The following is a 26,946-nucleotide window of genomic DNA, read 5'->3' as shown; positions in this document are numbered from 1 at the left end:
CCTCCTCAGCTCTTCAGTCCCGAGGTGGCCATGCCCTGCACCAAATAGCGCTGGAACACGAGGAAGAACAGCACGATGGGCAGCACGGAGATCACCGACATGGCGAACATGGGCCCGTAGGCGGAGGTGCTCGACTGGTCGACGAAGCTCCGCAGCGCCAGCGTGATGGTGGCCTTCTCCGGCGAGAGCAGGTAGATCATCTGGGCGAAGAAGTCGTTCCAGGACCAGATGAACGAGAAGATCGCGGTGGTGATCAGCGCGGGCCGGCTCAGCGGCAGGACGATGTGGAAGAACGAGCGGAACGGGCCGCAGCCGTCGATCCTGGCCGCTTCCTCCAGGTCCCTGGGCAGATTGCGCATGAACTGCACGATGAGGAAGACGAAGAACGCGTCCACCGCGAGGAATTTGGGCAGGACGAGCGGCCAGTAGGTGTTCATCATGCCGAGCTTGTTGAAGATGATGTACTGCGGGATCAGCACCACGTGCTGCGGCAGCATCAGCGTGGCCACGGTGAAGGCGAACATCGGGCCGCGCATCCGGAACCGCAGCCGCGCGAAGGCGTACGCGGCCAGCGAGCAGGACGTCACCGTGCCGATCACCGAACCGAGGCCGATCAGCATGCTGTTGCCGAGCAGCCGGGTCACCGACACGCCCGAGACACCGTCGAGCGCGGTGGTGTAGTTGCTCCACTCGAAGTGCCGGGGCCACAGATCGACGCTGGTCACCACCTCGTCGGCGGGCTTGACGGACGTCACCAGCAGCCAGAGCAGCGGGTAGAGCAGGGCGAGCAGCGCGATCAGGGCGACCGTGTGGGGCAGCCGGCGGCGCAGGGTCAGATTCATCGTTCCGCCTCGTCCGCGTAGAACACCCAGGACCGGGAGGTCTTGAACAGCACCGCGGTGACGGCCGCGATGGCGAGCAGCATCAGCCAGGCCATGGCCGAGGCGTAGCCCATGTGCGAGGCGGTGAAGCCGCGCTCGTACAGATAGAGCGTGTAGAAGAGCGTCGAGTCGGCCGGTCCGCCGTTGCCGCCGCTGACGACGAAGGCGGGCGTGAAGACCTGGAAGGACTGGATCACTTCGAGCACCAGGTTGAAGAAGACCACCGGCGAGAGCATCGGCACCGTGACGGACACGAACTGCCGCCAGGCGCCCGCCCCGTCGAGCGCCGCCGCCTCGTACAGCTCCGGCGAGATCTGCTGGAGACCGGCCAGGAAGATGACCATGGGGGCGCCGAACTGCCACACGGTCAGCAGCACCACGACGTAGGTCGCCAGATGCGGATTGCCGACCCAGCCGCCGATGTGGATGCCGAAGGTGCCGAGGACGTTGTCGATCGTGCCGCCGTCGTTGAACAGCGCCCGGAACACCAGCGCGATCGACATGCTCGCGCCGAGCAGGGACGGGGCGTAGAACGCCGACCGGTAGAAACCCCGGCCCCGGCTGCTGAGCCGCTTGAGCAGCATCGCGGCGCCCAGCGCGAGGGCCAGCTTGAGCGGGACGGCGATCACCACGTACTTCAGGGTGGTCAGGACCGACCGCCAGAACCGCGGGTCGGCGGTCAGCATCTCCGAGTAGTTGCGCAGGCCCACCCAGTGCGGGGTGGAGAGCATGTCGTAACTGGTGAAGGAGAGATAGAGGGAGACCGCCATCGGCACCAGGGTCACCGCGACCGCGCCGATCATCCACGGGGTGAGGAACACATACGCGGGCCAGCGCGCCTCCCGGCCGCGGCGGGTGCGCCGGTCCGGTCCCGGCGTGTCCTCGGCCCGCCCGGCGGCCTCGGCCGCCTCGGTCCGCGCGACGCTCATGACTCCAACTCCTGCTTCGCCTGGACGACCAGCTCATGGGCCGCCTTCGCGGGCGACGCCAGGCCGAACTCCACGCGCTGGTACTCGCGGACGAAGGCGCTCTGGATCGCGACGTCACCTTTGGGAGGCGCGGACGGCGGCGGCCGTACGCCGTACTTCTGCATCACCTCGTCGAACTGCCAGACCTTCAACTCCGGTCCTGTCAGCTTGCTGTTCACCTCGGCGGCGATCTTCTGATTGGGCGGCTGGGAGCGGGTGACGCCCAGAATGTCGCCCGCCTGCGGGTCGTTGAGGAGGAAGTTCATCAACTGGGCCGCTTCCTGCGGGTGTTTCGAGTGGGCGCCGATGCCGATCAGCATCGTCGGCTTGAAGTACGACCCCGCCTTGCCGTCGATGGTGGGCACCGGCGCGAAGCGCATCGCGTGCCCGGTCGGGCTGGTGAAGCCGGTGAAGGTCGCGTCCCAGGAGTAGTCCATGGCGTCCAGACCGCGGCTGAAGGCGCTGATGCCCGTCGCGTCGGCCTGCGCGCTGTCCTTGGCCGAGACCACCGCCCCCGCCTTCTGGAGTTCGTGGAAGAAGGTCCAGAAGTCGGCGAGGTCCTTCTCGGTGTAGCCGAGCTCGATGGGGCTCGCGTAGAGCTGCTTGCCGTGGCTGCGCAACCAGTCCTCGAAGACGTCCTCGTTGCTCCCGCCGTCGTTGCCGCCCGCCACGGTCCGCCCGTCGGGGGACTTCAGCTTCAGCCCGGCGATCCTCGCACTGGCGTCGGCCCAGTCCTGCCAGGTCCACGAGGGCTGCGGCGCCGGGACACCGGCGGTGTCGAAGACGTCGGCGTCGTAGACGTAACCGGTGATCCCGCGGCCCATCGGCAGCGCGTACTGCTTTCCCGCCAGGTAGCCGGTGCGCACCAAGGACGTGTCCATCTCGGCGGTGTCGAGGGTGCCGTCCTTGACGTACCGGTCCAGGGGGAGCAGCGCGCCGCCGGTGGAGAACTGGGAGATCTGGCGGTAGTCGAGCTGCGCCAGGTCCGGTATCCCGCCGCCCGCGGCCTGGGTGGACAGCCGCTGCTTGTAGGAGCCGAAGTCGGCGTTGGACATCTGGACGCTGATGTCCGGGTGCGCCTTCTCGAACAGGCGCACCGCCTTCTCGGTACGGGCCTGGCGTTCGTCGTTGCCCCACCAGGAGAAGGTGAGGGTGAGGTGACCGCCCGAGGCGCCGGAGGCGCCGCAGGAGGTGAGCGCGGCCAGCAGAACGGTGCTGCAACCGGCGGCGACCGCCGTGGCGACCGCTCGGCGGCGGAGGAACCGACGCCGGCCGCTTCGGGGCTCGGGCATGGTGGCCTTTCCGGGGTGGGTGGGTGGGTGGGTGGAGCGGTGGCACGAGGCGCCCGCCGCCGCACGGGGGCTGGGAACGGCGACGGGCCGTTCGGCTCACCCGTCGTGGGCGGACGTCGAGGGGCGGGGACGGGCCGTTCGGCTCACCCGTCGTGGTAGACGTCGAGACGGCCGCACATCCCGAACCGTCCGGTCGCGGCGGGTCCGCTCGCGTGGGTACGGGCGTCGGCCAGATGGCGCGCGTCGCCGTCACCGAGAGCGGCCAACTGGTCGCGCGTGGCGGTCACCGCCGCGCGGGCGCCCTCGCGCCAGCGCCGCTCCCAGTCGGCCAGGCGTGGCCGCACCAGCTCGGCCGCCGCGCGGTGGAAGGCGGCCAGCGGCTCCGGATCACCCGCGGCGAGCGCGTCGCGCAGCTCGAGGAACCGGCGGGTGGCGAGGTCACGGCGGGCCCGCGCCGCGCCGACCAGCTCCCGCTCGCTCCCGCTCGTCGGCAGCCGGACCGCCGCCGCGTACACCTCGGGGTCGGTCAGCCGGTCGGGGGGCAGGGTGAGGACGGCGTCGCCCGCCTCGGGGAGTCCGCCGTTCTGCATCACGACGGTGATCCGCAGCCCGCCGCCGTTGACCAGCCGGTGGATGGTGCCGGGGGTGAACCAGGCCACGGTGCCCGCGCGCAGCGGGGTCTCCTCGAAACCGGAGGCGGTCAGGGTCTGCACGGCGCCCTCGCCGTCGGTCACCACGTACCCCTCGCTGCACGTCAGATGGAGGTGCGGGGTGCCGCCGCCCGGCCTGCCGTCCACGGTCGGCCAGTCGTAGACGCTCAGCCGGGAGACCGCGACCGCCCCGGGGAACCCGTCGTAGCCCGCCGTCACCACGGGTGCCGCTCCAGATGGGCGGTGACCGCCGCACGGTCCCAGGCGCCGTCGGCGACATGGACGCGGTACGTACGGTCCAGGACCTCGCCGGGCGCCAGGACCAGCTCCTCGTGGAAGGCGAAGGACGGGGCGACCGCGGCGAACGGGTCGGTGCGCACGAACCAGTGCGCGGGGTGGGTGCCCTTCTCGCCCGCGTGGTCGTTGCCCGGCGCGTGCTCGAAGACGACGGTGGCGTGTCCGTCGCGTCCGTCGTGCTCGCCGCTGTAGGCGAGCCAGGGCGCCTGCTCACCCATGAGGTCGCGCTCGGCGCTGTCGCCGTCCGCGGTGAAGGCGTGCCCGTCGCGGAAGGCGCGCGGCCCGCGCCAGAACAGCCCGGTGTAACCGGCGTCGGGCCGCCCGGCGGTGGTGGGGCTGCCGAACCGCAACGGCTCGGCGCGCCGGTTGGTGACGGCCGAGGACCAGGTCAGGGTCCAACCGCCCTCCTCGGCGGTGACCTCGATCCTGCGGTCCTCCTCGGCCCAGAGCGAGCCGTCGTACGGGTGCCAGGTCAGGCGCTCGGCGATCACCACGCCGTCGGGACCCGCCGACACCTCGTCGAAGCCGACGTGCGCCATCGAGCCGATCCGCTCGGGCAGCGCCACGTACCCCTCGCCGTGCACATACGTGTTGCCGCCCCACAGATTCTGACCCGACAGGTGCGAGGCGGTGAGCTGGAGGCCCTTGTGCCAACGGTGGTCGTTCGGGCGGTAGTCGGTGACCAGACCACCGCCGAGGGTGCGGATCGGGTGGAGGTACGGCTTCGGCGCCTCCCAGGCGGCCTCCGGGCGGTACACGTAGGCGAACAGCTCGGTACCGGTGGCCCGGTGGGTCACGGTGATCCGGTCGTCGTGGACGTGGGTCAGCGACAGCGTCATGCGGCCTGCTCCTCCTCGCGGGCGCCGACCGGCAGCCGGTCGGGTTCACCGCCGTGCATGGCGGCGTAGAACGGGTCGTCGGGGCCGATCTCGCCCGCCCGGACGGTGGCGTCGGTGAAGGCGGACTTGTAGAGCGCGGCGGTGAACTCCACGATCCCGCGGCCGCCTTCGCCGCCGGTCGGGTGCGGGGTTCCGGCCCGGATGTCGGCGACGAGGGCGCGTAGTTGGGCCAGGTGGGAGCTGGGTTCGTCGGGGCCGAAGTCGTTCCAGGCCCGTGCCGTCCGCGCCGGGACGCCGGGGGCCGGGGTGATCCGCCAGTCGGCGTTGCGGTAGCCGTAGAGATGGGTGAGCTCGACGGTCGCCAGCTCGCAGTCGATCCGTATCCGGCTGACCTCGTCGGGGCTGAGCACGCTGTTGACGACGGTGGCGACCGCGCCGCTCGCGAACCGGACCTGGGCGGTGGAGACGTCCTCGGTCTGCACGTCGTGCACCAGCCGGGCGGCCATCGCGCGGATCTCCCGCCACGGGCCCAGCAGGTCGAGCAGCAGGTCGTTCTGGTGGATGCCGTGCCCCATGGCGGGACCGCCGCCCTCGGTGTCCCAACGGCCGCGCCACGGCACGGCGTAGTAGTCCGCGCCCCGGTACCAGGTGGTCTGGCAGTGCGCGACCAGCGGCCGTCCGAAGGCCCCCTCGCGCAGCAGTTCGCGGACGTGGCGGGCGCCGGAGCCGAACCGGTGCTGGAAGACGAAGGCCGCGGTCGGGGCGCCGGGGCCCCGCTCGGCGGCGGCCGTCACCGCGTCGTAGTCGGCGAGCGAGGGGCACGGCGGCTTCTCGCACCACACATGGGCGCCGGTCCGCAGCGCGGCGACGGCCTGCTCCCGGTGGAGCGAGGGCGGCGTGCAGAGGACGACCAGGTCGGGGCGTACCTCGCCGAGCATGGTGTCGAGGTCGGTGAAGGCACCCGGCACGGAGAACTCCTCGGCGGCGGCGCGGGCCGCCTCCTCGGCGACGTCGACCACGGCGACGATCTCCACCGAGCCCTCCGCCGCCACAGCGGCGAGCGCGGGCAGGTGACTTCCTCGGGCGATGGATCCGGTGCCCACCACGGCGGTGCGCAGCGGGAGATTCGGGCGGTGCGGGGACATGCGGGCCCTCTCGTGAGGCTGGCGGTACGTCACGGGCGGTGGCGCGGGAACGGGCTGTCCGGCCGCCGCTCGACCGCCGGGGGCGCGACGGCGGTCCGCCACGCGCCCACGGCGTCCGGGCGCACGGAGACCCCGGCAGGGTCGGCCAGTGGTTCCTTCGCCCGGCTGTTCCAACGTTGTAACCAGTGTGTGTCCTGGCGGTCAACCCTTTGGGCGCGGACGACTGCCGCCTGCACGCGTCTGCGGGACGCTCTGCGTTGAACTGCCCTACAATGAGGCGTCTCCGAGAAGGGCGGGTACGTGACAGCAGTGCGGCTCAAGGACGTCGCCGATCGCGCGGGCGTCTCAGTCAAGACTGTTTCCAACGTTGTACGCGGAATGTCGAGAGTGGCCCCCGCCACCCGAGAGCGCGTCATGGTCGCGGTGAGCGAACTGGGGTACCGTCCGAACCCGTCGGCGGTACGGCTGCGCACCGGCCGCAGCGGGCTGATCGCTCTGGCGGTGCCGTTCCTGGCCACGCCCTACTTCGCCGAACTCGCCCACCACGTCAGGACCGAGGCGTCCCGGATCGGTCTCACCGTCCTGATCGAGGAGACGCTGGGCGACCCCCGCGAGGAGCTGCGGCTGGCCACCGGGCTCGGCGCGGCCCTGCTCGACGGCGTGATCCTCTCCCCGCTCCGGGTGCCCTTCGACCAACTCGCCGCCACCACGGCCGGTTTCCCGCTGGTGCTGCTGGGCGAGCGCGAGGACGGCCGGGAGCAACTCCACGCCGACCACGTCCTGATCGACAATGTGGCCGCCGCCCGTGAGGCCGCCGCCCACCTGGTCTCGCTCGGCCGGACCCGGCTCGCCGTCGTCGGCGTGGACCGGCAGGGCTCGGCGACCAGCAGGCAGCGCCTGGAGGGCTTCCAACTCGCCCTGCACGCGGCGGGTCTGTCCTTCGACCCCCGACTCGCGCCGCAGGTCGAGGAGTTCGACCGGCGCAGCGGGCTGCGGGCGGGCCGCGCGCTGGCCGCCCTGCCCGCCGGGAGCCGCCCGGACGCGGTGTTCTGCTTCAACGACATGCTGGCCGTCGGCGCGATCCGCGCCTTCCACGAGGCCGGTCTCGCCGTGCCCGGGGACATCGCCGTCGCCGGCGTCGACGGCAGCGAGGAGGGCCGTTACGCCACTCCCTCGCTGACGACGGTGGTGCCCGACAAAGCGGCCATCGCCTCGCTGGCCGTCACGTCACTGGCCGGCCGGATCGGGGCGGCGACCCCGCCGGGGCACGCGGTGCACGTGGCCCCGTACCGGCTGGAGGTGGGGGAGTCCACGACGGGGGTGCGGCGTCCGGTGGCCGACTGACCGGCGGTGGCGCACGGGCCGGTCGTGTCCGGGGGCGCCGTGCGGTTTTCTCCGGGGCGCGCGTCGGCGTGCTCCGGGGCGCGGGCCCGTCTGCTCCGGGGCGCGGGCCGGTTTTCTCCGGGGCGCGGCTCCTCAGACCGCGGACGCGAGCGCGACGACGGTGCCGGTCGTCCTGGCCTCCTCCGCGGCCCACACCACGCGGTGGCTGGCCAGACTCGCCGCCGCGTCGGACTTCAGGACGCCGCCGTCTCCGGTGGCGACCGCCTCCAGGAAGGCGTCCATCAGCGCCTCGTCACCCCCGCCGTGACCGTCCGCGGCCGAGGCGCCCGCGGTGGTGCTGGTGTCCACGACGCCCTCCTCGCCGGTACGGAAGTCGACCGTCCTGATGGTGACGCCGTCGCCGTCGAGATAGCCGTGGGTGCCCAGCAGCCGGGTCCTGCGGTGCTCCTGCGGGGTGAAGGCGCTCATCGTGAACGAGCAGGTGGCGCCGTCGTCGAACTCCATCGAGACCACCTGGTGGTCGACGACGTCGTTGTCGCACGCGTAGACGCAGCGCCCGTAGGGACCGGTGCGCAGCGCCTGAAGGACACCGGCCTCGGTGTGGTCCTCGGTGACCGCGGACAGCGGCCAGTAGCGCCGCTCGGGGTCCTCCAGACAGTCCAGGTACAGGCGCTTGGCCGAGTACGGACAGGTGCTCTCGATCGGGCAGTCGGTGCAGCGCGCGGCGGCGCCCGCGGGGGCGGCCTCGGCCCGGAAGTGGGTGAGACTGCCGAAGGAGCTGACCCGGCGCGGCGAGCGGCCGAAGAGGTAGACCAGCCAGTCGATGTCGTGGCACGACTTGGTGAGCAGCATCGGCGCCGAGGTGTCCGAGCGCCGCCAGTTGCCCCGGACGAACGAGTGCGCCTGGTGCCACCAGCCGACCGGCTCCAGGTGCTGGACGCTGACCAGTCGGCCGATCGCGCCCTCGTCCAGCATCCGCTTGAGCGTCTGCGTGTACGGGGTGTACCGCAGGACATGGCAGACGGCGAGCATGATCTTGTTCCGCTCGGCCGCCTCGGCGATCTCCGCGGACTCGGCCTCGGTGGTGGCCATCGGCTTCTCCAGGAGCACGTGATAGCCGAGGTCCGCCAGCGCGACGGCCGGTTCGGTGTGCTGTCTGTCCTGGGTGGCCACGATCGCGGCGTCGGCAAGCCGTCCCGCCGCCGCCAGTTCCGACCAGTCGGCGTACACCCGGTCCTGCGGGACGGCGAACTCCTCGGCCGCGGCGGCGCGCCGCACCGGATCGGGTTCGGCCAGTGCCACCACCCGCCCTGTGCCGGTGACCTGCGCGTGGCGTGCGTAGGTCTGTCCGCGCAGCCCGGCGCCGACGAGAGCTAGAGTCACCCGAGACATAGGATCCTTTCCTATTTATCATGGACTCTCTCATTATTAAGCGCGCAGCAACCAAACTCAAGGGGACGTCGTGACCGAGACTCCGAGCGGCGGCGACCTCTCCCGGCTCCGGCAGCTCAACTCCCTCGCCGTGCTGGGGGAGCTGAGGTCCGCACCGGCGATGACCCTGACCGAGCTGTCCCGGCGGACCGGGCTGTCGCGCGCCTCCACGGAGGACGTGGTGCGCGAGTTGCTGGACAACGGCTGGCTGGCCGAGGTGCCCGCAGCGGCCGGGATGGTGGGCCGGCCCGCCCGGCGGTTCCGGTTCCGCGCCGACGCGGGCCGTGTGCTCGGGGTGGACATCGGCGGCCACAAGATCCTGGCGCTGGTGGCGGACCTGGACGGAACGGTGCTGCACAGCGCCCGGGTCGCGGTGGCGCCGGCCATGGGCCGCAAGGAGCGCCTGGCCGCGCTGGACGGCGCGGTGGCAGGAGCGCTCGCGGGCGGCGGCCTGACCACCGGCGACCTGTGGGCGACGGGCGTGGCCACCACCGGACTGGTGGACGGCGCGGGCAGGGTGATGCTCTCCGAGGCGCTGCCGGAGTGGACCGGCGTGGACGTCGGAGCGCATCTGCGCCGCCTGGTCGGCGGCCCGGCGCTGGTCGAGAACGACAGCAAGCTGGCCGCGCTGGCCGAGTCGTGGTGCGGGGCGGCGCGTTACGCCAAGGACGTGGTGGTGATCCTCGCCGGTCTGCGGACCGGCGCCGGGCTGATCATCGACGGCAAGCTGCACCGCGGCTTCGGCAACGCGGCCGGAGAGATCGGAGCACTGCCCGCCTCGGGCTGGATCAGGGCGCAGGAGCACCTGCGCGCGTGGCCGCCGCAGGCCGGTCCCGCGCCGGAGCGGACCGGGTCGTCGGGACAGGGGCAGGGACAGGGGCGGGGCGCGGGAGCGCACGCGGACACAGCGGTTGACCAGGAGGCCGCGGCCGAGGCGGTGTTCGAGGCGGCGCGGGCGGGCGACCGCAAGGCGGCGGCGGTGGTGCGGCGCTATGTGCGGGACGTGGCCGTCGGGACGGCGGCGCTGGTGCTGACCCTGGACCCCGAACTGGTCGTGATCGGCGGCGGTTTCTCCCGGTCGGCCGACCTGATCGCGGAGCCGCTGCGGCGCGAGCTGGACCGCTGGTGCATCCGCACGCCCGAGGTGCGGATCTCCGAGTTCGGCGACGAGGGGGTGGCGCTGGGCGCGCTGCGGCTGGCCCTCGACCACGTGGACCGGCAACTGCGCGAACGGCACGAACTGGGCGGCGTGGAGCACTTCTCCCGCCGCGTCTGACCGGGCGCGGAGACCGCTGAGAGGAATTCTTCATCTCACGGGTCTTGACTTAATTTCCATGGACTCCATGATTAATGCCACTCGACGACTCCGGCTGACGGTCCACCGCCGGGGCGTGTGGATCCTGGGAGGGCCCGGTATGCGGAAGTCGGTGCGATGGTGTGCGGTGGCGCTCGGGGTGGTGCTGGCCGCCTCGGCCTGTTCGTCGGGCGGGAGCGGCTCGGACGCGGGGGGTTCGGGCGCGGGCGGTTCGGGCGCGGGCGGTTCGGGCGGCAAGGTCACCTTGTCGTACGGGGTGTGGGACGCGACGCAGAAGACGGCCATGGAGCAGCTCGGCCGCGAGTTCACCCGCACCCACCCCGGCATCACGGTCAAGGTCCAGCTCACCCCGTGGGCCGACTACTGGACCAAGCTCAAGGCGGCTGCCACCGGCGGAGCCGCCCCTGACGTCTTCTGGATGAACGGCCCCAACTTCCAGCTCTACGCCTCCAACGGCGTGATCCGCCCGCTGGACGACGGCATCGCCAAGGACAGGACCGACCTGTCCGCCTACCCCAAGCAGTTGGTCGACCAGTACACGTATCAGGGCAAGCACTACGGACTGCCGAAGGACCTGGACACGGTCGGCGTCTGGTACAACAAGACGCTCTTCGACGCCGCCAAGGTCCCCTACCCGAAGGCCGGTTGGACCTGGGGCGACTTCCGGAAGGCGGCCGCGGAGCTGACGGACGCGAGCAAGGGCCAGTACGCCACCGGCGCGGAGCTGACCAGCTTCCAGGAGTACCAGTACAACACCATCGCCCAAGCCGGCGGCTATGTGATCTCACCGGACGGCAAGAAGTCCGGTTACGCCGATCCGAAGACGATCGAGGGCCTGCGCTTTTGGACCGACCTGATCCAGAAGAAGCAGTCGCCCGACCTGAAGACCATGACGGACACCGCGCCGCTCCAACTCTTCGAGGCGGGCAAGCTCGCGATGTACTGGGGCGGCTCCTGGGACTCCCTGGAATTCGGCGGCAACGCCTACACCAAGGACCGGGTCGACGTCGCCCCGCTGCCCACGGGCGAGAAGCGGGCCACGATCATCCACGGCCTCGCCAACGTGGTCTCGGCGCGGACCAAACACGCCGACCAGGCATGGCAGTTCGTGAACTTCCTCGGCTCCGAGCCGGCCGCCGAGATCCTGGCCAAGTCCGGCGCGATGCCGGCGTACAACGGCACGCAGGGCGCCTGGATCGCCGCCTACCCGCAGTTCCACCTCCAGACCTTCCTCGACGAGGTGCCGTACGGCGTCCCGTACCCGGTCTCGAAGAACACCGCCGCCTGGAACGAGGCCGAGTTGACGTATCTCACCAAGGCGTGGAACGGCCAGGAGCCGGTGGACCAGGCGGCGCGCGGGCTGGCCGCGGCGATGGACGACCTGCTCGCCAAGGAGTGACATGACCCTCACGTCCACCCCCGGCGCCGCCGCCGGGGACGTGCAGGCGGCCACCGGCGCCCGGCCGGGGACCGGGCGGCTGTCACGGCTGCCCGGCCGCTTCCGGCGACCGCGCCGCGACCGCGTCACCGAGGCGCTGTGGGGCTACGCCTTCATCGCGCCGACCGGCCTGGGCCTCGCGGTCTTCTACCTGTGGCCGGTCGTGCAGACCGCGTACTTCTCGTTCACCCGCTGGGGCGCCTTCGGCGGCCACACCTGGAGCGGGCTGGACAACTACCACCGGATGCTGCACGACGGCGAGTTCGGCCGGGCGCTGGTCAACACCCTCGCCTACACCGGGCTCGGACTGCTGTCGATCCCGCTGGCGATCGTCTTCGCGGCGCTGCTCAACCGCCGGGGGCTGCGCGGCGTCGGCGTCTACCGCACCTTGTTCTTCCTGCCGGTGGTCACCATGCCGGTGGCGATCGGCATGGTGTGGCGCTGGCTCTACAACGGCGACTACGGCCTGATCAACTACCTGCTGTCGCTGGTCGGCATCGACGGCCCGAACTGGGTGGCCGACCCTCGGGTGGCGCTGTACGCCCTGGTCGTGGTGGGCGTGTGGAGCAGCATCGGCTACAACCTGGTGATCTTCCTGGCCGGGATGCAGGCGATCCCGCGCGAGTACTACGAGGCCGCGGAGATCGACGGCGCGGGCCCGCTGCGGCAGTTCCGCTCGGTCACCCTGCCGCTGCTGTCGCCCACCGCGTTCTTCGTCTCGGTGATCTCGGTCATCGGCTCGCTCCAACTGTTCGACCTGGTCTACGTCATGGCTGGATCGGGCGCCGCGGCCCGCTCCAACCCGGCGTTCCCGCGCCTGGAGACGGTCGTGCAGCTCTTCTACGACCGCGCGTTCGTCACCAACGACCGCGGCTACGCGGCGGCGATCGTGATGGTCCTGCTGCTGATCATCGTCGCGCTGACGGCCCTTCAGTTCCGCATGCAGAAGAGGTGGGTGCACTATGGCTGAGGTCCACACGGCCGGCCGGGCCGCGGACCGGCCCGCCCGCCGCTCCCGGCGCGGACGTCATCCGCTGGTGCACACCGTGCTGATCGCGGCGTCGCTGGCGATGGTCGCGCCGTTCCTCTGGCAGATCGTCACCTCCCTGAAGTCGCTGAGCGACGCGACCCATGTGCCGCCGTCGCCGCTGCCCGGCGGCCACTGGGACAACTACGGCAAGGTCTTCGACCTGCTGCCGTTCGGCCGGCAGTTCCTCAACACGCTGCTGATGTCGCTCGGGCGCACGCTCGGCCAGGTCGTGCTGTGCCCGATGGCCGCCTACGCCTTCGCGCGGCTGCGCTTCCCCGGCCGCGGGATGCTCTTCGGACTGTTCCTGTCGGTGCTGATGGTGCCGCCGCAACTGTTCATCATCCCCCAGTACCAGATCATGTCCGACCTCGGCTGGCTCAACAGCCTCCAGGCGCTGATCCTGCCCGGCATGTTCAGCGCGTTCGGCGTCTTCCTGCTCCGGCAGTCGTTCCTGGCCCTGCCGAAGGAGCTGGAGGAGGCGGCGCGCATCGACGGCGCGGGGCCCTGGCGGATCTACTGGTCGGTGATGCTGCCGCTGGTCCGCCCCGGACTCGTCGCGCTGGCGGTCCTCGCGCTGCTGTGGTCCTGGAACGACCTGTTCTGGCCGCTGGTGGTCAACACCGACCCGGACAAGATGACCCTGTCCGCCGGACTGGCCTCGCTCCAGGGGCAGTTCCAGACCGACTACCCCGTGCTGATGGCCGGATCGCTGCTCGCCTCGCTCCCGGTCATCGCCGTCTTCGTGCTGCTGCAACGGCAGTTCGTGCAGGGAATCGCGCACACCGGGGTCAAGGGCTGACGCCTCCTGTCCCCCTGGTCCCACCCCCTGATCCCACCCCCTGTTCACGCAACCCCCCACCGTCGAAAGGGGATCACATGTCCCTCATCCGATCACTCGCACACACCCGGTCGCGGCATCGCCTCACCGCCGCGCACCGGACCAGGGCCGCCGTGAGCGCGGCGGTCGCCGCCGCGCTCGCGCTGACCATGTCCGGCACGCTGTCCGGCCGGGCGAGCGCGGCAGCCGGAGCGCAGCATCTGGCCGTACCCGCGTACTTCAACCCCTCGGACGCCGCCGGCCGCGCCTTCTGGACCCAGATCGACCAGGCGGGGTCCCGCGTCGGTATCGCCGTCGCGAACCCGTCCAACGGGCCCGGCACCGCGGTCGACAGCGGCTACGCCTCGGCCGTGAGCGCGGCGGCCGGAGCCGGGGCGAAGGTGCTCGGCTACGTCGACACCGGCTACTTCGGCACCACAGGGCGTACCACCCGCGGCGGACAGACCAGCGTCGCCGCGTGGACCGCGCAGATCAACGCCGACGTGGCCAACTGGTACTCCTGGTACGGCTCTTCGGGCCTCGCGGGCATCTTCTTCGACGACGCCCTGGGCGACTGCGGCTCGGGCAACGCGCACGTGAACCTCTACAGCGGCATCAACTCCACCACCAAACAGGCCCACCCGGGCGCCCTCACCGTCGACAACCCCGGTTCGCCCGCCGAGTCCTGCTACGCGTCGGCGGCCGACGTCCTGGTGATGTTCGAGAACACCTACAGCGTCTACGCCTCCTGGACCGCGCCCGACTGGGAGCTGAACTACGCCAACCCCGACAAGTTCTGGCACCTGGTCTACGACACCCCGGCGCAGGCCGACATGGAGAACGCGGTCGCACTGAGCAAGCAGCGCAACGCCGGTTATCTGTACGTCACCCCGGACAACCTGCCCAATCCGTGGGACACCCTGCCCACCGGCGCGTACTGGTCCGACGAACTGGCGAAGGCCGCTGCCGCCGGATCGGGCGGGTCCGGGGGCACCGGCGGCTCCGGCGGGGGCACCGGGTGCACCACCACCGCGGGCTCCGGCGCCATCACCTCGTACTCGGCGTGCGCCTCGGCGGGCACGGCCGTCTTCAAGGCGACCTTCAACAGCTCCGAGAGCTTCCACCACGTCTTCATCAACACCGACGGCAACACCGCGACCGGCTACCAGGCGCCCGCGCCGTCGTCCTCACCGCTCGGCGCGGACTACATGATCGAGAACGGCTCCCTCTACCGCAGCACCTCGACCGGCTGGGCGTGGGCCGCCGCCACACCGGCCCCGACCACCACGATCAGCGGCTCGACGTACACCTGGACGCTGCCGCTGACCGCCCTCGGCTCGCCCCGGGGCACCCAGCAGGTGGAGTTCAACGCCGGCACCGCCTACACGCCGGTGGTCTCCTTCAGCGCGGGCTAGAACCGCCCGCGCCAATGTCCGTGCCCGGCCCGCGACGAACCGCGGGCCGGGCACGGACGACCGGTCACCGGACGAGGCTGCCCGGCACGGAGGCCAGCAGTTCCCGTGTGTACGGGTGGGAGGGCGCGGCGAAGACCTCCTTCACCGTGCCGCTCTCGACGAGCCGTCCGGCCCGCATCACGCCGACCCGTGAGGCGATCTGGCGGACGACGGCCAGATCGTGCGAGATGAAGAGATAGCTGAGACCGAGCTGGTCCTGGAGACCGGCGAGCAGATCCAGGATCTGCGCCTGCGACGACACGTCGAGCGCGGAGACGGGCTCGTCGCAGACCACCAGGTCCGGGTCCAGCGCCAGCGCGCGGGCGATCGCGACCCGCTGGCGCTGGCCGCCGGACAGCTCGGAGGCGCGGCGGCCCAGGAACGCGGCGGGCAGCCGGACCAGGTCCAGCAGATCCGCCGCCCGCCGGGCGCGCTCGGCGCGGGAGCCGATACGGAAGGCCCGCAGCGGCTCGCAGACGATCTCCGCGACGGACATCCGGGGGGACAGCGAGGCGTACGGACTCTGCTGGACGATCTGCATACGGCGGCGCAGTCGGCGCAGCTCACCGCCGTCGAGGCCGGTGATGTCCCGCCCGTCGAAGGTGATCCGCCCGGAGGTCGGCTCGGTGAGCCGTACGAGCATCCGCGCCGTCGTCGACTTGCCCGAGCCCGACTCGCCGACGAGGGCGACGGTCTCGCCCCGGCCGACCCGCAGGCTGACCCCGTCGACGGCCCGTACGCCGAGGCGCCGGTCCCCTCGGCGGCCGGGGTACTCCTTGACCAGGTCCTCGGCCACGACCAGGTCGTCCGCCGCGCCCGGCTCCCCGGCCACGAGCGCCGCTTTCCCCGCGACCGGGCCCGCTCCGTACGCCCGCTCCCGAACGGACCGGAACGCGGCTCGTGACCGGGCCGGAGCCGGTACCGGCGACCGGGCCAGACTCGGGGCCGCCGCGAGCAGGCCGCGGGTGTAGGGGTGCTCCGGCTCTTCGAGCACCTGCCGTACCGGTCCGGTCTCGACGACCTCGCCGCGCGACATGACACTCACCCGGTGCGCCCGGTCCGCCGCGACCCCGAGGTCGTGGGTGATCAGCAAAACCGCGATGCCCCGGTCCCGGGTCAGCGTGTCGATGTGGTCGAGGATCGTCCGCTGGACGGTGACGTCCAGCGCGCTCGTGGGCTCGTCGGCGATGACCAGCCGGGGCCGCGCGGCCAGCGCGATGGCGATCAGCACCCGCTGGCGCATGCCGCCGGACAGCTCGTGCGGGTACTGGCGCGCGACCCGGACCGGGTCGGGCAGCCCCGCCTCGCCGAGCAGGTCGAGGGCCTGCCGGGCCGCCCCCGCCCGGTCGGCGAGCCGGTGGATGAGCAGCACCTCGGCCACCTGGGACCCGACCCGCCGCACGGGATTGAGCGACAGCATCGGGTCCTGCGGGATCAGGCCGATCTCCCGGCCCCTGAGCCCGCGCAGCCCCGTCTCCCCGGCGCGCGCCACGTCGGCGCCGTCGAAGAGGACGGACCCCGCGTCGAGCGAGCCGCCGCGCGGCAGCAGCCCCGTCACCGCGAGCGCCGCCGTGCTCTTGCCCGAGCCCGACTCGCCGACCAGGGCGACCACTTCGCCCGGCTGGACGGTCAGGTCGACGCCGCGGACGGCGGGCACGGTTCCGGTGCGGGTGCGGTAGGAGATCCGCAGACCCCGGATGTCGAGCAACGGACCTGCGGACGGCGGGGATGCGCCGTCCGTCGGTGTCGTGTGCGTCATCGGTCCTCCGTGTCTTCGCCGTCGAGGGAGCGGGCGATGCGATTGGCGGCGAGCACGGTGGCCGCGATCACGAGCCCCGGCAAGGTGGTGAGCCACCAGGCCGTGGCGAGGTAATTGCGGCCGTCCGAGACCAGCGAACCCCACTCCGGCGCCGGGGGCTGCGCGCCGTAGCCGAGGAACGACAGCGAGGACACCTGGAGGATGACCGCGCCGAAGTCGATGGCCGCGTAGACCAGTACGGGACCGGCCGCGTTCGGCAGCACGTGCCGCCACAGCACCGCGGGCCATCGGGTGCCCGAGGCCCGCGCCGCCTCCACATAGCCGGACCCCGCGACCTTCAGTACCTCGGCGCGCATGATCCTGGTGAAGGTCGACACGCTGGTCACCCCCACGGCGAGGGCCACCTTGACGGTGCCGAATCCCAGCGCCGTCACCAGCGCGAGCGAGAGCAGCAGGCCGGGGATGGACAGCAGGACGTCGGTGAGCCGCATCAGCGTGTCGTCCACGACCCCGCCGAGGTAGCCGGCGAGCAGCCCCGCCAGCGACCCGACGACGAGTCCGACCAGTACGGCAAGCCCGCTCGCCTGGAGGGTGAGCAGGGCGCCGTGCACGACGCGGGCGAAGACATCGCGGCCCAACTGGTCGGTGCCGAAGAGGTGTTCCGCGCTCGGCGCCGCGAGCTTGTCCCGCGGCGCCGCGGCCAGCGGATCGCGGGAGGTGAGCAGCCGGGGGAAGAACGCGGTCGGCAGCAGCACCGCGATCAGCAGCGCCGACAGCAGCAGCCCCGGCCGCGTCAGCCAGAACCGCGCGTACCGGCGGAGCCGGGACCGCGGGTGCGGCGACCGCGCGGGCTCGGCGCGGGTCAGGTCCGCGCCCGGCCCCGCGGTGTCCGCGTCCGGGAGGCTCAGTTCGGTCATGTCCGCACCGTCGGCTTCGTCGTCGCGGTGATCCGCGGGTCCAACAGGGGCAGGAGCAGGTCGACGGCGAGAGTCGTCAGGACGAACGTGACGGCGCCGAGGACGACGACGCCCTGGACGACCGGGATGTCCTGGGCCGTCACCGCCGCGGCCGTCTCACGCCCTATCCCGGCACGGGCGAAGACGGTCTCCACGACCACCGCCCCGGCCAGGAGATTGCCGATCATGATGCCGACCAGGGTCAGCGGGGCGATCGACGCGTTGCGCAGGGCATGTCCGAACAGCACCCGCCGCCGGTTCGCCCCCTTGGCCAGGGCCGTCTGGACGTACGGCTCCGCCAGTGCCGTGCGCAGACTCTTGGCGAGAACCTGCGCGATGAGCGCGGCACCGGGCAGCGCGAGCGTGACCGACGGGAGGACCAGGGAGTCGAAGCCCTCGTCGCCGAAGGCCGGGAAGACATGCCAGCGGAACGAGAACAACTGGACCAGCACCAGCCCCACCCAGAAGGTCGGCGCCGACACCCCCAACGCCGGTAAGGAGAGCAGGAGCTGGCGCAGCGGCCCGCTCCGCGTCCAACTGGCCAGCAGCGCCACGGCGCTGCCCAGCACCAGGGCCAGCAGCAGCGCGCTGGCGGCCAGTTGGACGGTGGTCGGGAGGTCGTGGGAGAGCAGCCGGGTCACCGGGACACCGTTCTGCACCGACCGCCCCAGATCACCGTGCAGGGCATGGAGCAGCCTGGTGCCGTACTGCTCGGCCAACGGCTGGTCCAGGCCGTACTGGTGGCGCAGTGCCTCGGTCTGCGCCGGGGTGACCGTACTGGCGTCACCGCCGCCCGCCGCCATGATCGTCGCCGGGTCGCTGGGCAGCAGGTACAGCACACCGAAGGACACCGTGTAGGCGGCCCACAGCACGAACACGGCCTGGAGCAGCCGCCGTAGGAGATAGGTCCTCATCGTCGCCTTCGTTCAGGAGAGCCAGGCGTCGTGGAACTGCGCCTGGGACGACGAGCCGAGGGTGATGTCGTGCACCTTGCCGCTGAGCGCGTACACGCTGGTCATCTCGAACACCGGTATCTGGTAAGCCTGTTCGAGCACGCGGCGCTGCGCCGAGGCGACGATGGCGGCGCGCTTGGCGGGGTCGGCCGCGGCGGCCTGGGTGTCGAGCAGGGTCTGCAACTCGGGGTCGTCGATGTGCGAGAGGTTGAGCAGCTTGCTGGAGAAGGCGGTGCGCAGGATGTCCGGGTCGGCCCTGGTGCCGTTGCCCCAGGACAGGTCGTAGTCGCCGCTCTTCTGGGCGACCTGGTAGTCGGCGATGCTCAGCACCTTGAGGGTGAGGCCGATGCCGGCCTTCTTCACCTGCTGCTGCACGAGTTCCAGGACGGACTGGTTGGGGCCGAAGTTGGGCGCGAGAATGACCTTGAGGTCGAGCTTCGCGCCGTTCTTCACGCGGATGCCGCCGGGCCCCGGCTTCCAGCCCGCCGCGTCCAGGATCCGCCCCGCGGCGGCCGGGTCGTGGACGAGGAGCTTGGAGTTGTCCTGGTAGCCGTCGGTGGTGCTGGACAGCGAGCTGGTGGCCGGGTGGTAACTGCCGCTGAGGACGGTGTCGACGACCTCCTTGCGGTCGATGGCGACCTCCAGCGCCCGGCGTACCGCGATGTCGCCCGCCTGGGGCCGCGAGGTGTTGACGCTCAGCGCGACCGGAACGCCGGGGTTGGAACGGGACAGCAGCTTCGCGCCCTGGCCGGTGACGCCCGCCTCGTCCTGCGGCGCGACCCCGGCGATGGCGTCGACCTGCCCGGATTCCAGGCTGCCGGTGCGCACGCCCGACTCCGGTACGACCTTGAAGGTGATCTTGTCCAGGTAGGCGGGGCCGCTGTGCTTCCACAGGGCCGAGCCCCCGGTATAGTCGGCGCGCCGGTTGAGCTCCACCGAGCGTCCCGGGGTGTAGCTCGCCAGGGTGAAGGGGCCCGAGCCGATCAGCGGCCCCGCGCACAGCTTCTCGGCGCTGCCCTTCAGGCTCGCGGGGGCCAGCAGGCCGAGCGTGGTGGTGGAAGTGGCCTGGAGGAACTGGGCGTTGGGGTGGTCGAAGGTGACCTTCGCGGTGTGCGCGTCGATGACCTCGGTACTCCGGTAGCCGCTGAGGTAGCCGGATCCGAAGATCGACTTCGCCCCGAGCTTCACCACGGCGTCGAAGTTGGCCTTCACGGCGTTCGCGTCCACCGGGCTGCCGTCACTGAAGGTCGCGCCGTCGCGCAGATGGAAGGTGAACGCCGAGGCGTCCGGGCTCACGTCCCAGGAGGTGGCGAGCCAGGGGGCGATCTTCCCGGTCGCCGCGTCCTGGTCGGTGAGCGAGTCCACCAGCCCGCGCGCGGCGTAGACCGCGTCGTTGGTGGCCGCCTGGTGCGGGTCGACGCAGATCGGGTCCGAGCCCAGCGCGAAGGTCAGATGACCGCCCGCGTGGGGCTTGGCCGTCTTCCCGTCGGTCGACGGGGACGTGGAGTCCGACGACGAGCAGGCCGCCAGCGTCAGGGACAGGACGACGGCCGTGGCGAGCAGGTGGGCTTGGTGGCGTGAGCCGGGCATGAGGCAGGGCCTTCCGGGCGAGATGTACCGGACACAAGTTCCGGGGTGCGAGATACCGGAACGGGTGTTCCGGCGGTGAAGTGAGGTGGGGGCGGCGGGAGTCGTTCAGCCGTGTCCCATCCGGAACCCGATCCCGCGGAGCGTGACGACCCAGCTCGGGTCGCCCAACTTCTTCCGCAGCGCGCTGACATGGGTGTCGATGGTGCGGCTCGCCCGCGCGCTCAGCGGGCGGCCGTCGTGCTGATAGCCCCACACGTCGGCCATCAACTGCGTACGGGTGAAGACCGTCTGCGGCTGTGACGCGAGTTGGAGGAGAAGGCAGAACTCGATCCGGGTGAGCCTGATGAGCCGGCCGTTCACCCGGACCTCCCGGGTGTCCGGGTCGACGCACAGCGAGCCGATCATGATCGGCTGCGACCGGACGGCGGCCGAGAGTTGCGGTCCTGAACGCCGCAGGACGGCCTCGATACGCGCGTGGAGTTCGCGGTATCCGAAAGGCTTGGCCATGCAGTCGTCGCAACCGGCCTGTAAGCACAGGATCCGGTCGAGTTCGGTGTCGGGGTCGGTGAAGGCGATGATCGGTATGTCGCTCGCCGACCGGAGCAATCGGCACACTTCGAGACCGTCCATGTCGGGCAGCGCCAGGTCGATGAGGAAGAAATCGAACTTGGAGTACTTCTCCAGCGCCTCCGCACCGGTGCCGCACTGCTCGATGTCGAATCCGTGCCGCTGCAACTCGGTACTCAGGCTGCCGACCCCAATCGTGTCGGAATCCGCTACCAGCACCCGCATGACTTTCCAACCTCGATGGGGATCGCTCAAATTTCTTTGGCAGATTAGCGGCCGCCGGGCCCGCTTTGAAGATCCGGCGGGACATTTCATACTCCTGCAAGGTTCCCGCAACTATCCGGCGCATACGCGCAGTTGGGGCGGAGCGGCCGGTCGTGCTCGGTCAAGAAACCTGTACATCCCTTGACGGTTTCTTATGAATCGCCGTCGAGCGGCGTGGCGCCTGACGTCGGCTTCATGGTCGGAGTGTCAGGAACCTGAAGACACGGTTTGACGTTCCTCTGACGGTCATTTTCAGATACCCTTTAGATTTTTGCTTGAATTCTGGGCAGGGCGTGACGGACGATATTTGCGTCCAACGGAAACCCGGCGGACGCGATTGCCCTTTCAGATGGGAGAGGTGTATGAGCGCTTCGGTCATCATTGCGGGAGCCGGACCGGCCGGGCTCGTACTCGCCGGGGAACTGCGGCTGGCCGGTATTGACGTCATTGTTTTGGAGCGCCTTTCCGGACCCACCGCGGAATCACGCGGAATAGGATTGGCGATTCGAACAGTCGAGACTTTCGCCCAGCGCGGACTGCTCCGCCGCTTCGGTGAGCTCACGACCAGCGAGCAGGGCCACTTCGGCGGGGTCCCGCTGGACCTCGGCGTGCTCGACGGCCCGTACCGCAGCGCCAAGACCGTGCCCCAGTCCGTCACCGAGACCGTTCTGCAGAACTGGGCGCTCGAACTCGGCGCCGAGATCCGCCGCGGTCACGAGGTCCGCTCCTACCAGGAGGAGGACGCGTCCGTCGCCGTACGCGTCGGAACCCCGGACGGGGAGCGGACACTGCGGGCGGACTACCTGATCGGCGCCGACGGCGGGCGCAGCACCGTCCGCAAGGCCGGCGGATTCGACTTCCCCGGCACCGCGGGCGCCACCGAACTGCTGCTCGCGGACATCCGCGGCATCGACGTGGCGCCCCGTATGACCGGCGAACTGTCGGCCGGCGGCATGGTGATGTCCGCCCCGCTGGCGGGCGGCGTGCACCGCGTCATCGTCGGCGAGCGCGGCACACCGCCGCGTAGGCGGAGCGGCCCGCCGCTCTTCCACGAGGTCGCCGACACCTGGAAGCGGCTCACCGGGGACGACATCTCCGGCGCGGAGCCGGTGTGGATCAGCGCCTTCACCGACGCCGCACGCCAGGTCTCCGACTACCGCAGGGGCCGGGTCCTGCTGACCGGCGACGCCGCCCACATCCACTTCCCCGCGGGCGGCCAGGGCATGAACACCAGCATCCAGGACTCGGTGAACCTCGGCTGGAAACTCGCGGCGGTCCTGCGCGGCACCGCGCCGCAATCCCTGCTCGACACGTACCACACCGAACGGCACGAGGTCGGCAGGCAGTTGCTCGCCAACACCGGCGCGCAGAGCCAGTTGATCCTCGGCGGCAAGGAGGCGCAGCCGCTGCGCGACGTGCTCGCCGAGCTGACCGCGTACCAGGACGTGACCCGCCATCTCGCGGCGCAGGTCAGCGGGTTGGCGATCCGGTACGACGTGGGACCCGGCCCCAATCCGCTCCTCGGGGCGCGGATGCCGCATGTGGAACTGAGCGTGCGGGGCCGGCCGACCAGCAGCACCGCGCTGCTGCACGCCGGCCGCGGCGTCCTGCTCGACCTGGCCGACAACCCGCACGTGCGCCGCCGCGCCGCCGACTGGCGCGAGCGGATCGACATCGTCACCGCCGTCCCGCGCGGCGACGGACCCGACCCGCTCGACGGTACCACCGCGGTGCTGATCCGCCCCGACGGCTATGTGGCGTGGGCCGGACCCGGCAGCCACTACGACCTTCCGGCGGCACTGGACCGCTGGTTCGGTCCCGCCCGACTCGATTCGCGAGAGAGGTAGAGATGCACAGCACACTGATCGTCGCCCGAATGAACCTGGGCTCGGCCGAGGAGGTCGCCCGGATATTCGGCGCCTTCGACGGGACCGACATGCCGCATCTGATGGGCACGCGCCGCCGTGAGCTGTTCTCGTACCGCGGTCTGTACTTCCACCTCCAGGATTTCGACGCCGAGAACGGTGGCGAGCGCATCGAGACCGCCAAGAACGACCCCCGGTTCATCCGGATCAGCGACGACCTCAAGCCGCACATCGAGGCGTACGACCCCGCCACCTGGCGCTCGCCGGCCGACGCGATGGCCCAGCGCTTCTACCACTGGAGCGCTTCGTGAGCAGGTCGACCGGCCGCCGCGTCGTGATCACCGGAGTCGGTGTCACGGCCCCCGGCGGCATCGGGGTCAAGGACTTCTGGCAACTGCTGGCCGACGGACGCACCGCGACCCGCCGGATCTCGTTCTTCGACCCGGCGCCGTTCCGCTCCCAGATCGCCGCCGAGGCGGACTTCGACGCCGAACTGTCCGGGCTCACCCCGCAGGAGATCCGCCGGATGGACCGCGCCGCGCAGTTCGCCGTGGTCACCGCCCGCGAGGCGGTCGCCGACAGCGGACTGGACTTCGACTCCGTCGACCCGCACCGCGTGGGCGTGACCATCGGCAGCGCCGTCGGCGCCACCACCGGCCTCGACCAGGAGTACCGCGCGGTCAGCGACGGCGGACGGCTGGACCTCGTCGACCACGAGTACGCGGTCCCGCACCTCTACAACTTCCTGGTGCCCAGTTCCTTCGCGACCGAGGTCGCCTGGGCCGTGGGCGCGGAGGGGCCCGGCACGGTGGTCTCCACCGGCTGCACCTCCGGCCTCGACGCCGTCGGCTACGCGACCGACCTGATCCGCGACGGGGCGGCCGACGTGGTCGTGGCCGGGGCGAGCGACGCCCCGATCTCGCCCATCACCGTCGCCTGCTTCGACGCGATCAAGGCCACCACGGCGCGCAACGACGACCCGGAGCACGCCTCCCGGCCGTTCGACGCCAGCCGCACCGGCTTCGTACTCGGCGAAGGGGCGGCCGTGTTCGTCCTGGAGGAGTTGGAGAGCGCCCGCCGCAGGGGCGCCCACATCTACGCCGAGGTCGCCGGTTACGCGACCCGGTCCAACGCCTTCCACATGACCGGACTGCGCCCGGACGGCGCGGAGATGGCCGAGGCGATCCGGGTGGCGCTCGACGAGGCCAGGATCGATCCGCAGGACATCGACTACATCAACGCGCACGGCTCCGGCACCAAGCAGAACGACCGCCACGAGACCGCCGCCTTCAAGCGCAGCCTCGGCGACCACGCCTACCGGACGCCGGTCAGCTCCATCAAGTCGATGGTGGGCCACTCACTCGGCGCCATCGGCTCGATCGAGATCGCGGCCTCCGTGCTGGCGATGGAGCACAGCGTCGTACCGCCCACCGCCAATCTGCACCACCCGGACCCGGAGTGCGACCTCGACTACGTGCCGCTGACCGCGCGCGACTGGCGTACGGACACGGTGCTGTCGGTCGGCAGCGGCTTCGGCGGCTTCCAGAGCGCAGTAGTGCTCGCCCGACCGGATCGGAGCGCTCGATGAACGCCCACCCCGTGGTGACCGGACTCGGTGTCGTCGCGCCCAACGGGCTCGGCGTCGAGGAGTACTGGGCCGCCACCCTCGAAGGACGCAGCGGCATCGGACGGATCACCCGTTTCGACCCCTCGGACTACCCGTCGCGGCTCGCCGGTGAGATCGGCGGCTTCGACGCCCGCGAGCACCTGCCCAGCAGGCTGCTGCCGCAGACCGACCGGATGACCCAGTTGGCCCTGGTGGGCGCGGACTGGTCGCTGAAGGACGCCGGGATCGACGCCGACGACCTGCCCGCCTACGCGGCCGGGGTGATCACCGCCAGCCACTCCGGCGGCTTCGAGTTCGGCCAGAACGAACTCAAGGCCCTGTGGAGCAAGGGCGGCCGGTACGTCTCCGCCTACCAGTCCTTCGCCTGGTTCTACGCCGTCAACAGCGGGCAGATCTCCATCCGGCACGGACTGCGCGGCCCCAGCAGCGTGGTCGTCAGCGACCAGGCGGGCGGCCTCGACGCGCTCGCCCAGGCCAGGCGCCAGATCCGCAAGGGGACGTCGGTCGTGGTGGCCGGCGCCGTCGACGCGTCGATCTGCTCCTGGGGGTGGGTGGCCCAACTGGCCGGCGGACGGCTGGCCACCGGGGACGACGCCGAGCGCGCCTACCTGCCCTTCGACGCGTCCGCCCGCGGCCATGTGCCCGGCGAGGGCGGCGCGTTGCTGGTCGTCGAGGACGCCGAGCACGCGCGGGCCCGAGGCGCCGGGAACATCTACGGCGAACTCGTCGGCCACGCCGCCACCATGGATCCCCGGCCGGGCAGCGGCCGGGCGCCCGGCATCGAACGGGCCATCGAGGAAGCGCTGTTGGACGCGGGCACCGGCCCCGACGAGGTGGACGTGGTCTTCGCGGACGCCGCCGCGATCCCCGAACTCGACCGTATCGAGGCCGAGGCCATCACCAAGACCTTCGGCCCGCACGGGGTCCCGGTGACCGCGCCCAAGACCATGACCGGCCGCCTCTACTCCGGCGCCGCGCCGCTGGACGTCGCCGCCGCGCTGCTGAGCATCCGCGACGGCGTGATCCCGCCGACCATCGGCACGGCCCTGGCCGACCGGTACGACATCGACCTGGTGGTCGGCGCCCCCCGCCCCGCGCCCGTACGCACCGCCCTGGTGCTCGCCCGCGGCCAGGGCGGATTCAACTCGGCCCTCGTCGTACGCGCCGCCGACCGCTGAACCCACCCGGCGCCGACGGTTGTTGTCGCCCGCCCACGACGGCTGAAGCCACCTGCCGCCGACCGCTGTAGTCACCCGCCGCCGACCGCTGAGGCCGCCCGCCGCCGGGACCACCGGCCACCGCGGGCTCCGGCCTTCGCGCCCCGGCCACCATCCCCACCACGAAAGGCACCGGACATGTCCACCACCAGCCCGTTCACCCTCGACGACCTCCGCCGCATCCTGCTGGAGGCCGCGGGCGAAGAGGAGGGCGTCGACCTGAGCGGCGACATCATCGACACCGAGTTCCAGGCGCTCGGCTACGAGTCGCTCGCCCTGCTGGAGACCGGCAGCCGGATCGAGCGCGAGTACGACATCTCGCTCGACGACTCCGCCCTGACCGACGCGGTCACACCGCGCGGCCTCATCGACGCCGTCAACTCGCAGCTCTCCGCTGCCCCGAGCGTCTGAGGAGACGGCACATGTCGCAGAACACGGAGCGGGTCGCCCTGGTGACGGGCGCGACCAGCGGTATCGGCCTGGCGGTCGCCCGCCTGCTGGCCGGCCAGCGGCACCGGGTCTTCATCGGCGCCCGCAACGCCGACAACGTCGCGGCCACCGTCAAGGAACTGCGCGCCGAGGGGCTGGAGGTCGACGGCGCGGTCGTCGACATCCGCAGCGACGAGGAGGTCAGGTCGTTCGTCCAGGCGGCCGTCGACCGCTTCGGCACCATCGACGTGCTCGTCAACAACGCGGGCCGCAGCGGCGGCGGAGTGACCGCCGACATCACCGACGAGCTGTGGTACGACGTGATCGAGACCAACCTGAACAGCGTCTTCCGGGTCACCCGTGAGGTGCTGAACACGGGCGGTCTGCGCGACAAGAGCCGCGGCCGGATCATCAACATCGCCTCCACCGCCGGGAAGCAGGGTGTGGTGCTCGGCGCCCCGTACTCCGCCTCCAAGCACGGCGTCGTCGGTTTCACCAAGGCCCTGGGCAACGAGCTGGCGCCGACCGGGATCACGGTCAACGCGGTCTGCCCCGGCTACGTCGAGACGCCGATGGCCGCGCGGGTCCGGCAGGGATACGCGGCGGCCTACGACACGAGCGAGGACGCGATCCTCCAGAAGTTCCAGTCCAAGATCCCGCTCGGCCGCTACTCCTCGCCCGAGGAAGTGGCGGGACTGGTCGGCTACCTCGCCTCCGACACCGCCGCCTCCATCACCTCGCAGGCGCTCAACGTGTGCGGCGGCCTCGGCAACTTCTGAGCCCTCGCCGATCTCCGGCCGATCCCGTTTGCCCTTTGC

The 26,946-nt window shown here is 71.3% G+C and carries 24 protein-coding genes; 12 read left to right on the top strand and 12 right to left on the bottom strand.

What is annotated here, in order from left to right:
• Positions 1 to 5: 5 nt before the first annotated feature.
• The 6 genes from ABZX65_RS06580 to ABZX65_RS06555 form a co-directional block, all read right to left on the bottom strand.
• The gene (locus tag ABZX65_RS06580; RefSeq protein ID WP_355335515.1) at positions 6 to 842 is read right to left on the bottom strand and encodes a carbohydrate ABC transporter permease; all 837 of its coding nucleotides are present in this window, start codon (positions 840 to 842) and stop codon (positions 6 to 8) included.
• Positions 839 to 1,810, bottom strand: a complete 972-nt coding sequence (locus ABZX65_RS06575; RefSeq protein ID WP_355335513.1) for a sugar ABC transporter permease — start codon at positions 1,808 to 1,810, stop codon at positions 839 to 841. The genes ABZX65_RS06580 and ABZX65_RS06575 overlap by 4 nt, the downstream gene beginning before the upstream one ends.
• Positions 1,807 to 3,141: an ABC transporter substrate-binding protein gene (locus ABZX65_RS06570; RefSeq protein ID WP_355335511.1), complete on the bottom strand. Its 1,335-nt coding sequence runs from the start codon at positions 3,139 to 3,141 to the stop codon at positions 1,807 to 1,809. Before ABZX65_RS06570 ends, ABZX65_RS06575 begins: the two co-directional genes overlap by 4 nt.
• 143 nt (positions 3,142 to 3,284) lie before the next feature.
• On the bottom strand, positions 3,285 to 4,013 hold the full coding sequence (locus ABZX65_RS06565) for a cupin (RefSeq protein WP_355335509.1): 729 nt from the start codon (positions 4,011 to 4,013) through the stop codon (positions 3,285 to 3,287).
• Entirely contained in the window at positions 4,007 to 4,927 is a 921-nt protein-coding gene (locus ABZX65_RS06560; protein WP_355335506.1) for a PmoA family protein, read from the bottom strand. The genes ABZX65_RS06565 and ABZX65_RS06560 overlap by 7 nt, the downstream gene beginning before the upstream one ends.
• Positions 4,924 to 6,072 carry a Gfo/Idh/MocA family oxidoreductase gene (locus tag ABZX65_RS06555; protein WP_355335503.1) on the bottom strand — a complete coding sequence of 383 codons (1,149 nt, stop codon included), beginning with the start codon at positions 6,070 to 6,072 and terminating at the stop codon, positions 4,924 to 4,926. The genes ABZX65_RS06560 and ABZX65_RS06555 overlap by 4 nt, the downstream gene beginning before the upstream one ends.
• 300 nt (positions 6,073 to 6,372) lie before the next feature.
• Between ABZX65_RS06555 and ABZX65_RS06550 the strand changes: the two genes are divergently transcribed.
• Positions 6,373 to 7,416 (top strand): LacI family DNA-binding transcriptional regulator, encoded by a 1,044-nt coding sequence (locus tag ABZX65_RS06550; RefSeq protein ID WP_355335501.1) that lies wholly within the window; start codon positions 6,373 to 6,375, stop codon positions 7,414 to 7,416.
• A 132-nt stretch (positions 7,417 to 7,548) separates the two neighbouring features.
• Here the strand turns inward: ABZX65_RS06550 and ABZX65_RS06545 are convergent, their stop codons facing one another.
• On the bottom strand, positions 7,549 to 8,808 hold the full coding sequence (locus ABZX65_RS06545) for a Gfo/Idh/MocA family oxidoreductase (RefSeq protein ID WP_355335498.1): 1,260 nt from the start codon (positions 8,806 to 8,808) through the stop codon (positions 7,549 to 7,551).
• 70 nt (positions 8,809 to 8,878) lie between these two features.
• Between ABZX65_RS06545 and ABZX65_RS06540 the strand changes: the two genes are divergently transcribed.
• From ABZX65_RS06540 to ABZX65_RS06520, 5 genes are all read left to right on the top strand, one after another.
• Positions 8,879 to 10,123, top strand: coding sequence for an ROK family transcriptional regulator (locus ABZX65_RS06540; protein ID WP_355335496.1), 1,245 nt, complete (start codon positions 8,879 to 8,881; stop codon positions 10,121 to 10,123).
• 139 nt (positions 10,124 to 10,262) lie between these two features.
• On the top strand, positions 10,263 to 11,561 hold the full coding sequence (locus ABZX65_RS06535) for a sugar ABC transporter substrate-binding protein (RefSeq protein WP_355335493.1): 1,299 nt from the start codon (positions 10,263 to 10,265) through the stop codon (positions 11,559 to 11,561).
• 1 nt (position 11,562) lies between these two features.
• The gene (locus tag ABZX65_RS06530; RefSeq protein ID WP_355335491.1) at positions 11,563 to 12,570 is read left to right on the top strand and encodes a sugar ABC transporter permease; all 1,008 of its coding nucleotides are present in this window, start codon (positions 11,563 to 11,565) and stop codon (positions 12,568 to 12,570) included.
• Positions 12,563 to 13,429 carry a carbohydrate ABC transporter permease gene (locus tag ABZX65_RS06525; protein ID WP_355335489.1) on the top strand — a complete coding sequence of 289 codons (867 nt, stop codon included), beginning with the start codon at positions 12,563 to 12,565 and terminating at the stop codon, positions 13,427 to 13,429. The genes ABZX65_RS06530 and ABZX65_RS06525 overlap by 8 nt, the downstream gene beginning before the upstream one ends.
• Before the next feature lie 77 nt (positions 13,430 to 13,506).
• On the top strand, positions 13,507 to 14,862 hold the full coding sequence (locus ABZX65_RS06520; RefSeq protein WP_355335487.1) for a spherulation-specific family 4 protein: 1,356 nt from the start codon (positions 13,507 to 13,509) through the stop codon (positions 14,860 to 14,862).
• Between the two features lie 64 nt (positions 14,863 to 14,926).
• Here the strand turns inward: ABZX65_RS06520 and ABZX65_RS06515 are convergent, their stop codons facing one another.
• The 5 genes from ABZX65_RS06515 to ABZX65_RS06495 form a co-directional block, all read right to left on the bottom strand.
• On the bottom strand, positions 14,927 to 16,660 hold the full coding sequence (locus tag ABZX65_RS06515; protein ID WP_355335485.1) for an ABC transporter ATP-binding protein: 1,734 nt from the start codon (positions 16,658 to 16,660) through the stop codon (positions 14,927 to 14,929).
• A complete protein-coding gene (locus ABZX65_RS06510) occupies positions 16,657 to 17,577 on the bottom strand; it encodes an ABC transporter permease (protein ID WP_355335483.1) in 921 nt (306 codons plus the stop codon). The genes ABZX65_RS06515 and ABZX65_RS06510 overlap by 4 nt, the downstream gene beginning before the upstream one ends.
• Positions 17,574 to 18,530 carry an ABC transporter permease gene (locus ABZX65_RS06505; RefSeq protein WP_355335481.1) on the bottom strand — a complete coding sequence of 319 codons (957 nt, stop codon included), beginning with the start codon at positions 18,528 to 18,530 and terminating at the stop codon, positions 17,574 to 17,576. The genes ABZX65_RS06510 and ABZX65_RS06505 overlap by 4 nt, the downstream gene beginning before the upstream one ends.
• Before the next feature lie 12 nt (positions 18,531 to 18,542).
• On the bottom strand, positions 18,543 to 20,159 hold the full coding sequence (locus tag ABZX65_RS06500) for an ABC transporter substrate-binding protein (RefSeq protein ID WP_355335479.1): 1,617 nt from the start codon (positions 20,157 to 20,159) through the stop codon (positions 18,543 to 18,545).
• A 105-nt stretch (positions 20,160 to 20,264) separates the two neighbouring features.
• Positions 20,265 to 20,951 carry a response regulator transcription factor gene (locus tag ABZX65_RS06495; RefSeq protein ID WP_355335477.1) on the bottom strand — a complete coding sequence of 229 codons (687 nt, stop codon included), beginning with the start codon at positions 20,949 to 20,951 and terminating at the stop codon, positions 20,265 to 20,267.
• A 401-nt stretch (positions 20,952 to 21,352) separates the two neighbouring features.
• Here ABZX65_RS06495 and ABZX65_RS06490 point away from each other — a divergent pair, with 401 nt between their 5' ends.
• From ABZX65_RS06490 to fabG, 6 genes are all read left to right on the top strand, one after another.
• Positions 21,353 to 22,837 (top strand): FAD-dependent monooxygenase, encoded by a 1,485-nt coding sequence (locus ABZX65_RS06490; RefSeq protein ID WP_355335475.1) that lies wholly within the window; start codon positions 21,353 to 21,355, stop codon positions 22,835 to 22,837.
• A gap of 2 nt (positions 22,838 to 22,839) precedes the next feature.
• Complete coding sequence (locus ABZX65_RS06485) at positions 22,840 to 23,166, top strand: TcmI family type II polyketide cyclase (protein WP_355335472.1); 327 nt, start codon at positions 22,840 to 22,842, stop codon at positions 23,164 to 23,166.
• Positions 23,163 to 24,443: a beta-ketoacyl-[acyl-carrier-protein] synthase family protein gene (locus ABZX65_RS06480; protein ID WP_355335471.1), complete on the top strand. Its 1,281-nt coding sequence runs from the start codon at positions 23,163 to 23,165 to the stop codon at positions 24,441 to 24,443. The genes ABZX65_RS06485 and ABZX65_RS06480 overlap by 4 nt, the downstream gene beginning before the upstream one ends.
• A complete protein-coding gene (locus tag ABZX65_RS06475; RefSeq protein WP_355335468.1) occupies positions 24,440 to 25,660 on the top strand; it encodes a ketosynthase chain-length factor in 1,221 nt (406 codons plus the stop codon). Before ABZX65_RS06480 ends, ABZX65_RS06475 begins: the two co-directional genes overlap by 4 nt.
• Positions 25,661 to 25,837: 177 nt before the next feature.
• Positions 25,838 to 26,110, top strand: a complete 273-nt coding sequence (locus ABZX65_RS06470) for an acyl carrier protein (protein WP_355335466.1) — start codon at positions 25,838 to 25,840, stop codon at positions 26,108 to 26,110.
• Positions 26,111 to 26,121: 11 nt separating this feature from the next.
• Positions 26,122 to 26,907, top strand: a complete 786-nt coding sequence (gene fabG, locus ABZX65_RS06465; protein WP_355335464.1) for a 3-oxoacyl-ACP reductase FabG — start codon at positions 26,122 to 26,124, stop codon at positions 26,905 to 26,907.
• Positions 26,908 to 26,946: the final 39 nt, after the last annotated feature.

Source organism: Streptomyces sp. NPDC003300 (assembly GCF_040610915.1).
In the GTDB taxonomy this organism is placed as follows: domain Bacteria; phylum Actinomycetota; class Actinomycetes; order Streptomycetales; family Streptomycetaceae; genus Actinacidiphila.
Note: the sequence above shows the minus strand (reverse complement) of the source record. Positions and strands in the feature narration are given on the sequence as shown.